We start from the raw sequence: 10,418 nt of genomic DNA, 5'->3' as shown, positions 1-10,418 counted from the left end.
CCACGACCCGGCCGGCAACCTGGTGCGTGAGCACCAGCACTACACCCGCCTGGGCCAGCCGCTGGTGGGTGTGTGGCAGCACGAATACGATGCGCTGAACCAGCGCATCGCCACCGTGCGCCCGGACGGCCACCGTGTCAGCTGGCTCACCTACGGCAGTGGCCACCTGCTGGCGCTGCAGCTCGACGAGCGCGAACTGGTCAGCTACGAACGCGACGACCTGCACCGCGAAGTCGCACGGCTGCAAGGCAACCGGCTGCTGCAAACGCAGCAGTGGGACGCCATGGGGCGGCTCAGCGAGCAGGTGCTTGCTCACGAATCCAAAGGCCCGGTCGGGCAAACTGCGGGCGGCAACCGCCTGCTGGTGCGTCGCTACCGCTACGACGCCAGCGGCCAGCTCACCGACATCAACGACACGCGGCGCGGCCAGCTCGCCTACCGCTACGACCCGGTGGGCCGCCTGCTCGAAGCGCAAAGCCGGCTCGGCCACGAGACCTTCGACTTCGACCCGGCGAGCAACCTGATCGACCCGGCCGAGCAGCGCGAAGCCGAGCGCCAGCGCATGCCGCGCATCAAGGCGCTGGATAACCTGCTCAAGCAATACGCCGGCACCCATTACCGGTACGACGCGCGCGGCAACCTCACGCAGCGCTGGCACAACGGCAAGGAAGGTCGCTTCACCTGGGACCTGTTCGACCGCCTGACGCACTACGAAGACGAGCGTCTGAAGGTCGACTACACCTACGACGCGCTTGGGCGGCGCCTGTCCAAGCACAGCCAGGCGCACTACGAGGAAAGAAGAGAGGCGGGGCCACACTGGAACCGCGCCGAGCGCGTGAAACGCAACCGCGCGCTGCAATGCGGCTTCACGCTGTACGGCTGGGACGGCGACACGCTGGCGTGGGAGAGCAAGATTGCCGACGAGGACGGCTTCGGCGCCCGCACCACGCACTATGTGTACGAGCCAGGCAGCTTCGTGCCGGTGGCGCAGGCGGTGCGCGAGGAAGCCATCGAATTGCTGGACCAGCCCGAGTACGGCGATTACTACCGGCAGGATGAAGACCCGCTGTGGTTGCCGCCGCCGCCCGCACCAGCCATCAATAGCCTGGCGTGGTACCAGTGTGATCACCTCGGCACGCCGCAGGAACTGACGGACGAGCACAGCGAGGTTGCGTGGAGCGCGGAGTACCGTGCTTGGGGCGTTGCGCAGGAGGCGATCCGCAAGGCCTCGGGGAAGGCACTGATCGCCAATCCCATCCGCTTCCAGGGGCAGTATCATGACCATGAGACGGGGCTACATTACAACCGGCACCGGTACTATGATCCGAGTAGCGGACGGTTCGTATCGAAAGACCCGATCGGGCTCGCCGGCGGGATCAACGTCTATCAATACGCGCCAAACCCGATTGAGTGGAGCGACCCGTTAGGGTTATCGAGAACACCGGTAGGCGCTGGAAGAAAGCAAACGTCGTCAAAGGCAAACCAAAACGCCAATTGCCCATGCAGAGGCAAGTGGAAAGTAAATCATTTCGACAGGGTATGTTCGGGCAACGTACCTGGCGTTGGGCATGCTAAGTATGTCCGAGATCCTGGAGCCGGCATGTGGTGGTCTGAAGATCAAACAGGGCATGGGGACAGTGCTTGGAAGGTATACGATAAGAATGGTGTATGGGTGGCAGATGCTGATGTTTATGGCGATTACATGAAAAAACACAAGAGCGATACGGGGAAGAATATTGATTTTAAATCGTTGAAATGCAAGGATTCAAAATGATTCGCTCCGCTGAGGAATTTGTTGCGCTACGGAATAGTGATATCAAAGATGAGTATGATCGTGCTGCGACTGATGAGGCTCCCGTGGCAGTATGGAAAGATGTCATCGATAGATTTCCAGAATATAGGAGATGGGTTGCTCACAATAAGACTGTCCAGCTCGAAATCTTGGCGTTGCTTTGCCAATATGAGGCTGATGTTCGTCGCTTTGTCGCGGTAAAAAGGAAATTGTCTGATGATTTATTTGAACTTCTGTCAAAAGATATCGACGTAGTGGTTCGGCAAGGTATCGCCTCAAATAAAAAGACTCCTATCTCGATAATTAGGAGGCTTGCGCAAGATGAAGATGAGGATGTTTCTAGAATTGCTAAATACAATCTTGAGGGCAGATAGGTGTTAGCCGATAGCATTTACGCAGATTGGCTATTACCAGTGTGATCAGATCGGCTCGCCGAAGGAACTGACGGACGAGCACAGCGAGATTGCGTGGAGCGCGGAGTACCGCGCGTGGGGCGTCGCGCAGGAGGCGATCAGGAAGGCATCGGGCAAAGCACCGATCGCCAATCCCATCCGCTTCCAGGGGCAGTACCATGACCATGAGTCGGGGCTGCACTACAACCGCTATCGGTATTACGATCCGGAGGTGGGGCGGTTCGTTAGCAAGGATCCGATTGGGTATGCGGGTGGACTCAACAGCTATCGGTACGCACCGAATCCCATCGCATGGGTCGATCCATTAGGCTTGACGTGCTGCAACTGCTTGTATCGTGGGGTGAGCGCAAAGCACCCAGCTATCGAAGACGCGACGAAAGGTGTCGTTACACCTGGAAATCCTGGCGGTAGCATATCAGCCGACGAACATAACGCCGGTGGTCGTTCTGCAGACAGTCCGTTCACATCTTGGACTCGCGATCGCGAGATCGCAAAGTGGTGGGCAAATCGAGAAGGCCCTGGTGGTGTTGTATTGGAATTGCCTACGGGTGCTCCGGGTCCGAAGGACAGTTGGTCGTGGGAGTATTCGATTGACGAATACGGCGAGAGTGAGGTTTTGCTGCGCGGCTGCAGGTCTGGAGCAAAGGTGACGCATCCATGAAAATTCGTGAAATATCGAGACATGTCGACTTCGCTTCGGTAGTCAAGCGCAAAGATCTTAGCAAGCCGGCTCTGGACGTATTGGCGTTAGCCATAAGCCGAGGGGATGTGGACAGATTTCTGCAGCGTGACGGAAATCTGGACGAATACTCTCGTGCCGGAATGCTTGGGCTGCTTGAGCTGCGGTCTAAAAATCTCGAAGCACAGGGCCGCGAATTTCACGGCTTCAATAAAGCTTTGGCTGCAGTCAACCGCCTTGAAGACACCGAACGTATAAGCTGGATGGCAATCCCATCTCTAGCATATCTGCTTGTGCTTTTGATCAATGTCGCCAGCTATGACGTGATCGGATGTATGTCGTTGAAGCGAATTGCCAAAGAGCGGCCGAAGGTACCGCCTGGCTGGGATGGATCTAAACTCGAGTAGAACGGTGTCGATCGCTGAGTTTCCTTGTTGCGGCTTAGCTATAGACGGGGCCGCACTACAACCGGCACTGGTATTACGATCCCACGTCTGGGCGCTTCATATCGAAAGACGTGATCGGACTGGCTGGTGGCGTCAGCGTATATCAGTACGCGCCGAACCTGACGGGGTGGATTGATCCGCTCGGGCTGGCCTGATGCCCTTGCGGTCCGTGCGGTAACTCACATCGAGCAAGCCTCAGAGAAATACGGCGGCAACTCGGTATTTCGATGTCGCAACAGCCGATAAGGCAGAAAATGGTTCCATTGATTGACACGAGCGGCGCTTGGATCCTTGGCGACGACAAGCAGCCGATCATGACTAGGGAATTGACCTACCAAGTCAATGGAAAGAACGTCATTATTCAAGACCACTCGGCAGGGCACTATTACGGTGAAGGTGGTGTTGGCGATCAACCGCCACACCATAATGTTCGCCCGGAAGACAGGCCTCGGACAGGTTCCGTTGACGGGATGGATGACCACTACTACTTTAATTGTCGGAACAAGAAATGAAAGTGCACAACAGGGTTATGAACCCTCAGGCCTTAGTTTCTCTGTATGGGAAATTCCCATCATTCGATGGTGCTGAGCTTATCGATGTTCATTTCAAATGCGATGATCCTCTGGTGGCAGTTAAGTTCGTTACTCGGGAGAAACCGAAAGCATGGCCAAAACGCTGGCCCAGTGACTACGGCGAGGTTCTTGTTGGGCTATCGTTTATCGGTGTGAGCCGCTTATCGTTTGAACAATGGGGATATGAAAACGTCGTCGACAAGTTTGAGTTAAAGGATGTTGGCGAAGGCGTCTTTGTACGGATCTCGTGTAAGAACGAAGCTGCATTGACATTCTCGTGTGATTGGATTCGTATTGAGAGCGTTACTTATGGAAATATTGGTAGTCCGTGATTGATGGAACGAAGGGCCGCGGCCCTTCGTTCATTTAAGCGGCGGTAATGATGAGCCTGCCCTGCTTGAGTTACGCCGCTGGCGCAGGCGAAGGGGGCGGCCGTGTTGAACGACGCCGGTGGCGACGTGCCGTGCTTGCGAGCATCGCGTACTATCATTGCGATCAGATCGGTACGCCGCAGGAATTGACGGACGAGGCGGGGGAGATTGCGTGGTCGGCACGCTATCGTGCGTGGGGTGACGCGAACGAGGTCATCGTAAGCTTACCGCGGGCCAGTTCACGGCTCCGCGTGCCAACCTGAAGGCAGCGGGGAGGAAGGCCTCGCAGGTGTTGGTCAGCGCCCTCGTGCATAGCCCGTTCCAAGTGGTCGTCAACCTGTATGGCGCGATGGAGGAAGTGAGCAAGGCCGGCGTGAACGCGCATCTGAACGCTGCTGCGGCGCTGCTGACGACGCAGGAAGCGCGCGAGAAGATTTGCGAGTTGGCGACAACGCTGCGCGGCTTCATTCCGGTCATGAAAGAGAAACTGCACAGCCTGTCGCGTAGTGACCCGGCCACGCTGATGGACATGCTCAATCTCCTGATTCGCGCGATGCAGGTCTACGAGCACAGGAAGCATGTCGTGCAGGCGACTGTCAGTTCCTCCACCCCCAATCAGGCGAAACTCAAGCACGGCGGCGGCGAGGTCGAAGTGCGTGCGGACGAGGCGAAGGCCCAAAAGCCGGCACGTCGCGGTGCAAGGGCTGCGAGATTGGGCCGAAGGCACCGTCGGCTCGATCGGCTTCGCGCTTGGCGAGGAGTCCTTCACTCACACGGATTTCGTGCTGCCGGGCATCGTGCCGGTTGAATGGGCGCGCACATATCGCTCGAACTTCGGCGCGCATGACGGGCAGGGGCCGCTCGTGCCGCGCTGGACGACGCCGTATCACGTTGCGTTCGAGGCGAAGGGCGATGAACTCCTGTATCACGATGCATCGGGCTGCTGCTCGGCTACAACGTGATCGTGCCCGATACGGAAGGCCAGACGGCGGACTTCGCCGCCGGCCCCGAATACGGGATGACGACGCTCGATTCGATCCGCGCGGCGCTCAACACACCGTCGACGGGCCTCGCGCCGACCAGCAAGGTCGCGATGATCGGCTATTCCGGCGGTGCGATTGCGACGAACTGGGCCGCGCAACTCGCGCCGAGCTATGCGCCGGACATCAACAAGCAACTCGTCGGCGCGGCCGAGGGCGGCGTGCTGGTCGATCCCGCGCACAACCTGCGCTACGTCGACGGCAGCATCGTCTGGGGCGGCGTCGCGGCGGCTGCGCTCGCCGGGCTGTCGCGCGGCTTCGGCTTCGATCTGACGCCGTATCTGAGCGACAGCGGCGTCGCCGTGTTCAACGACATCCAGAACCAGTCGCTCGCCTATATCCTGCCGAAGTATACGGGGCTGCATTGGGCGACGCTGTTCAAGCCGCGATACGCGAACGACATCAACAGCATTCCGGCGTACGTGACCTACGCGAACAAGGTGAATGCCGGGCTGGCCGCGTCGCCGACGATTCCGATGTATATCGGTCAGGGCACGGCCGGCGTGCTCGACGGCACCTTCGGCAGCCAGGTGGGCGACGGCGTGATGCTCGCGTACGATGTACGCGCGCTGGCGCAGAAATTCTGTGCCAGCGGCGTACCGGTCGTGTACACCGAATATCCGCTCGAACATGCTGGCGCGATCGCGCCTTGGGTGGCCGGGATGCTGCCCTGGCTGTACGACCGCTTCGGCGGCAAGGCCGCGCCGAGCAATTGCGCGCTGACGGCATTGTTGCCGAGCAATTCGCTCGCGCCCGAAACGCTGCACTAGCCGCCACGCGCATCGACATCAAGCGCCGTGCGATCCTTCGCGGATCGCCTTTTTTCATCCGGCGCCTTGACGCCGGTCGCCGTCCCCCGCCGCGCCTCGCTGCCGCCACGCGCGAGTGCCATAATCGAGCCTGCACATCATTCCAGACGTCCCCGGAGAATCCCCATGCAGAACCTCGACAATCCTTCCCACGATCGCGAGGTGGGCAGCGCCGACGCGACGCAGGACACCACGCGCATCGACGACGTCCGCATCGGCGCCGTGCGCCCGCTGATCTCGCCCGCGCTGCTGCAGGATGAACTGCCGGTGCCGGCCGCCACGCAGACGCTCGTCGAGGACACGCGCCGCGCGATCGGCGACATCCTGCACGGCCGCGACGACCGGCTGCTGCTCGTCGTCGGCCCGTGCTCGATCCACGACCACGACCAGGCGCTCGACTACGCACGTCGCCTGAAGGCCGCCGCCGATGCGCTGAAGGACGACCTGCTGATCACGATGCGCGTGTACTTCGAGAAGCCGCGCACGACCGTCGGCTGGAAGGGCTACATCAACGATCCGCGCCTGGACGGCAGCTTCCGCATCAACGAAGGGCTGCGCGCGGCGCGGCAACTGCTGCTCGACATCAACGCGCTCGGCCTCCCCGCGTCGACCGAATTCCTCGACCTGCTGAGCCCGCAGTACATCGCCGACCTGATCGCGTGGGGCGCGATCGGCGCGCGCACGACCGAGAGCCAGAGTCATCGCCAGCTCGCGTCGGGGCTCAGCTGCCCGATCGGCTTCAAGAACGGCACCGACGGCGGCGTGCAGGTCGCGTCGGACGCGATCGTCGCCGCGCGCGCGAGCCACGCGTTCATGGGGATGACGAAGATGGGCATGGCCGCGATCTTCGAGACGCGCGGCAACGACGACGCGCACGTGATCCTGCGCGGTGGCAAGAACGGGCCGAACTACGATGCGGAGCACGTCGAGGCGAGCTGCGCGGTGCTGCGCAAGAGCGGGTTGCGCGAGCAGGTGATGGTCGATTGCTCGCACGCGAACTCGAACAAGTCGCATGAGCGGCAGATCGAAGTCGCGCAGGATCTTGCGCGGCAACTGTCGCAGGGCGAGCACCGGATCGTCGGCGTGATGGTGGAGAGTCATCTCGAGGCCGGGCGTCAGGATCTGAAGCCCGGCGTGCCGTTGCAGTATGGCGTGTCGATTACGGATGCATGTTTGAGCTGGACGCAGACGGAGCCGGTGCTGGACGTGCTGGCGGAAGCGGTGCGGCATCGGCGCGTGTACTCGCGCAATGCGTGAGGTCACGGCGGCGGGTTGAGGCCCGCCGCCGTCATAGTTGGCCCATCGACGAAGACGGGTGCCGAGCAAGTTGTTTCATTTTTCCCGTGTGCCGCGCCACGCGGAAACCTCTCGCGCGCGTGTTCGGCCCGCGGCACGTCGCATATCGGCGGTATCCATCCGAACTACTTGAATCGCGGCGACGCTGGCGAGACATACGTCCAGTCGTGCCGTGACCGTTGCGCCGACCGCTCACCGGCGCGGTGCAAATTGCCAGGCGCGTGCGCCCGAGCCGCCGTGCCGCGTGCGGCCGCGCTGTGGGCGATCCTGCTGATACGAACCCGATTGCCGCCGGCAAAATTTAGGCCAATTCTTAAGGCATCTGTCTGAAATAGGATTGGATGGACGGTTGATTTGCGAATCGTCGGATAGAGTCGACACATCTGCAAACCTCAACCGACGGCGCATGCCGTGCATGGTCTCCGATGCACCTGCTCCGGCCGCCCCATCGTACATGGAAGGACGTCCTATCGCGTATCGCACCGCACCGCGCCTGCTCCTGCGCGCAATGTTCCTTTTGCTCGTTGCCTCGTCGCTCCCTGCGAACGGCGCGACCGCCTGCTGGAAGCCCACTTTCACTGACGAGGAGCTGCAGTGGATGCGCGCGCACCCGGTTGTCAATATCGCAGTCGAGGCGAACTGGCATCCGATCGAATACATGCGCAACGGCAACCATGCCGGCCTTGTCGCGGGGTACCTGAACGCAATCTCGAAAATGACCGGGCTGACGTTCGAGACAGTGCCGGGCACGGAATGGGGTCACGCGTACGCTGCGCTTGCGGCGCACAAGGTCGATCTGCTGCCGGGCGTGTGGCGCGAACTGGTGCCGGACCGCGCCGGCACCGGTGCGCTCGTCAGTGCGCCCTACCTGGTCGGGCGGCTGACCGCCGTCACGCGCAACGACTCCGCGATGATCTTCAACCTGAAGCGGCTCGAAGGCCGGCGCGTCGCGATCAAGGGGCGAGGCGCGGTCGAGTATTTCACGCGCAACAGCGGCGTGATGCTCGACGTGCTTACGTTCGACACCGAGGAACTCGCGCTCGCCGCGGTTGCCAACGGCGAGGCCGATGCCGCGCTCGGCGTCGACGTCACGGTTCTGCCGATCGTGCAGCGGCAGTTTCCCGGGCAGCTTTACATGTCGGGGATGCTTGCAGACCGCCCCGTATCGCTGGCGATGCTCACGCGGGCAGACCTGCCGATCCTCGCATCGATCATCGACAAGTCTCTCGCAGCCATTCCCGTGAGCAAGACGGCGGAGCTCACCCGCGACTGGGTCGAGATGGCCGATTACGGCAAGCCGACGATCCGTTCGATCCTGCATTACCGGGCGCCCCAGGTGGTCGCGATTGTCGCCGCGCTGCTGGCGTTCGCGATGCTCGCATTCCTGTCGTGGAAGTCGCGCCTGGCCGCGATCCGCAGCGAGCGCGACAAGGCGACGTTTCTCGCGTTCGTCAGTCACGAAATCCGCACGCCGATGCACACGATCCTGTCGTCACTGGAATTGCTGCAGCGCTCGCGGTTGACCGAGCAACAGGCGAATCGCGCGGACGCGGCGATTTCGGCATCCGAGACGCTTCTGACGCTGCTCGACGATATCCTCGAATATTCTCGTCTCGAATCGCGCAAGGTCCAGCTTGTCACGCAGGCAGTCGAGCTTGAGTCGTGGGCGCGACATACGGTCGACATGGTGCGCTGGCGCGCCGACGAGAAGATGGTGGAGCTGGTGCTCGACTTTGCTTGTCCGCCGGCGGTGCGTGTTGTAATCGATCCGGTCCGTGTGCGCCAGATCGTGCTGAATCTGCTCGTCAACGCAATCAAGTTCACATCCGCAGGCTCGGTGACGCTGCGCGTCGAGTATGTGTCGAGCCGCCACGGGCAAAATGGCACGCTGACCCTCGAAGTGCGCGATACCGGCATCGGCATTGCGCCCGAGCGGCTCGAACACATCTTCGACGCATACTGGCAGGGGCCTGCCTCGCTTCACCAGGATGTCAACGGCAGCGGGCTTGGCCTCGCGATCTGCCGTGAACTGGTCGCATTGATGCATGGCACGATCACCGTCCAAAGCCTGCCGCACGTCGAAACGACGATGACGGTGCGATTGCCCGTCACGGCAGTGGACGAGCCGTTGCCGGTGCGGCCTGCCGCATCGATGCCCCTGCCGGTCGACGCACAGCCTGGACACGCTCATCCCGACTCGCCGCGCATCCTGATTGTCGACGATCACGAAACCGTGCAGTTGGCGCTGCAGCAGCAATGCGACGAGCTCGGCTGCGTCGGCATCGTCGCCGGCACCGGCGAGGACGCGCTGCGTCAACTGGCGCACGGCCGTGTCGACCTCGTGCTGCTCGATGGCGATCTGCCGGACTTCGACGGTTATGCGCTCGCGAAGATGATCCGTCAGGATGAGTCGGCACGCGAAGCCAGACATGTTCCGATCATCGCGATTTCGGCGGTGTCCGGCGACGCGCATCGCGAGCGCTGCTTCGACAGCGGCATGGACGGCGTGCTGGGCAAGCCGCTGCGGCTCGAAACGTTGCGGGAGTTGATCGCAATGTGGTGCCCAGCGTATGCCGAGACGAAACCGGCGGCGCCGCATGCCGCCGATCTCAGCGCGGTCTATGACCGCGAAGTGGCGAAGGATCTCGATGCCCTTGTCAACGGATTGCTATCGCGCGATTTCGCCGCAGCCGCACGGGCCGCGCACCGGATTGCGGGGGCATCGCATCTGACCAAACTGGGCGATATCGCCGATGTCGCGTTGCAAGCCGAAACGCGGCTTCGCGAACTCCACGGCGTTCATCAAGTCGACCCGTTCGCGACAGATCAATAGACCCAGCCCACTGCCGTTTGCGCGGCGGCGAGCTGGCCGACGTGGACTCGATGGCGTTGACAAGCAGGTTCCGCGCGATCTGCCGCGTGCGCACCGGATCGATCAGCACGCACAGCTCGGTCTGGCACGCGAGTTGGAGCGCCAGGCTCAGGTTTTTCTCGTCGACG

At 61.6% G+C, this 10,418-nt stretch carries 9 protein-coding genes and 3 pseudogenes; all 12 read left to right on the top strand.

The window, feature by feature from the left end:
• On the top strand, nucleotides 1–1,774 hold a 1,774-nt coding region (locus BTE28158_RS10655), incomplete at its 5' end, for an RHS repeat-associated core domain-containing protein (RefSeq protein ID WP_174919851.1).
• A complete protein-coding gene (locus tag BTE28158_RS10650) occupies nucleotides 1,771–2,166 on the top strand; it encodes a hypothetical protein (RefSeq protein WP_124625581.1) in 396 nt (131 codons plus the stop codon). The genes BTE28158_RS10655 and BTE28158_RS10650, both read left to right, overlap by 4 nt.
• A 31-nt stretch (nucleotides 2,167–2,197) precedes the next feature.
• Nucleotides 2,198–2,522, top strand: a pseudogene (locus BTE28158_RS32445) (RHS repeat-associated core domain-containing protein); the annotation flags it as partial.
• Between the two features lie 340 nt (nucleotides 2,523–2,862).
• Nucleotides 2,863–3,291: a hypothetical protein gene (locus BTE28158_RS10640; protein WP_151050541.1), complete on the top strand. Its 429-nt coding sequence runs from the start codon at nucleotides 2,863–2,865 to the stop codon at nucleotides 3,289–3,291.
• 44 nt (nucleotides 3,292–3,335) lie between these two features.
• Nucleotides 3,336–3,842 (top strand): annotated as a pseudogene (locus BTE28158_RS33080) (HNH/endonuclease VII fold putative polymorphic toxin); the annotation flags it as partial.
• On the top strand, nucleotides 3,839–4,234 hold the full coding sequence (locus tag BTE28158_RS10630; RefSeq protein ID WP_239007230.1) for an immunity 50 family protein: 396 nt from the start codon (nucleotides 3,839–3,841) through the stop codon (nucleotides 4,232–4,234). The pseudogene BTE28158_RS33080 and the gene BTE28158_RS10630, both read left to right, overlap by 4 nt.
• Before the next feature lie 47 nt (nucleotides 4,235–4,281).
• Nucleotides 4,282–4,536: an RHS domain-containing protein gene (locus BTE28158_RS32780; protein ID WP_082729012.1), complete on the top strand. Its 255-nt coding sequence runs from the start codon at nucleotides 4,282–4,284 to the stop codon at nucleotides 4,534–4,536.
• Nucleotides 4,537–4,562: 26 nt separating this feature from the next.
• Entirely contained in the window at nucleotides 4,563–5,081 is a 519-nt protein-coding gene (locus tag BTE28158_RS10620; protein ID WP_151050539.1) for a hypothetical protein, read from the top strand.
• The gene (locus BTE28158_RS32915; RefSeq protein WP_346265431.1) at nucleotides 4,969–5,235 is read left to right on the top strand and encodes a DUF6531 domain-containing protein; all 267 of its coding nucleotides are present in this window, start codon (nucleotides 4,969–4,971) and stop codon (nucleotides 5,233–5,235) included. The genes BTE28158_RS10620 and BTE28158_RS32915 overlap by 113 nt, the downstream gene beginning before the upstream one ends.
• A pseudogene (locus BTE28158_RS10615) lies at nucleotides 5,214–6,083 on the top strand (lipase family protein); the annotation flags it as partial. The gene BTE28158_RS32915 and the pseudogene BTE28158_RS10615, both read left to right, overlap by 22 nt.
• Before the next feature lie 165 nt (nucleotides 6,084–6,248).
• On the top strand, nucleotides 6,249–7,379 hold the full coding sequence (locus BTE28158_RS10610; RefSeq protein WP_059528867.1) for a 3-deoxy-7-phosphoheptulonate synthase: 1,131 nt from the start codon (nucleotides 6,249–6,251) through the stop codon (nucleotides 7,377–7,379).
• A 493-nt stretch (nucleotides 7,380–7,872) separates the two neighbouring features.
• Nucleotides 7,873–10,251 (top strand): ATP-binding protein, encoded by a 2,379-nt coding sequence (locus BTE28158_RS10605; RefSeq protein WP_151050535.1) that lies wholly within the window; start codon nucleotides 7,873–7,875, stop codon nucleotides 10,249–10,251.
• The last annotated feature ends 167 nt before the right edge of the window (nucleotides 10,252–10,418 follow it).

It is taken from the genome of Burkholderia diffusa (assembly GCF_902499115.1).
GTDB lineage: Bacteria > Pseudomonadota > Gammaproteobacteria > Burkholderiales > Burkholderiaceae > Burkholderia > Burkholderia diffusa.
Note: the sequence above shows the minus strand (reverse complement) of the source record. Positions and strands in the feature narration are given on the sequence as shown.

Excerpts from the sequence above, each read along its gene's own strand:
- BTE28158_RS10650 (WP_124625581.1), top strand. The coding sequence starts at position 1,771 with ATGATTCGCTCCGCTGAGGAATTTGTTGCGCTACGGAATAGTGATATC.
- BTE28158_RS10640 (WP_151050541.1), top strand. The coding sequence starts at position 2,863 with ATGAAAATTCGTGAAATATCGAGACATGTCGACTTCGCTTCGGTAGTC.
- BTE28158_RS10630 (WP_239007230.1), top strand. The coding sequence starts at position 3,839 with ATGAAAGTGCACAACAGGGTTATGAACCCTCAGGCCTTAGTTTCTCTG.
- BTE28158_RS32780 (WP_082729012.1), top strand. The coding sequence starts at position 4,282 with ATGATGAGCCTGCCCTGCTTGAGTTACGCCGCTGGCGCAGGCGAAGGG.
- BTE28158_RS10610 (WP_059528867.1), top strand. The coding sequence starts at position 6,249 with ATGCAGAACCTCGACAATCCTTCCCACGATCGCGAGGTGGGCAGCGCC.
- BTE28158_RS10605 (WP_151050535.1), top strand. The coding sequence starts at position 7,873 with ATGGAAGGACGTCCTATCGCGTATCGCACCGCACCGCGCCTGCTCCTG.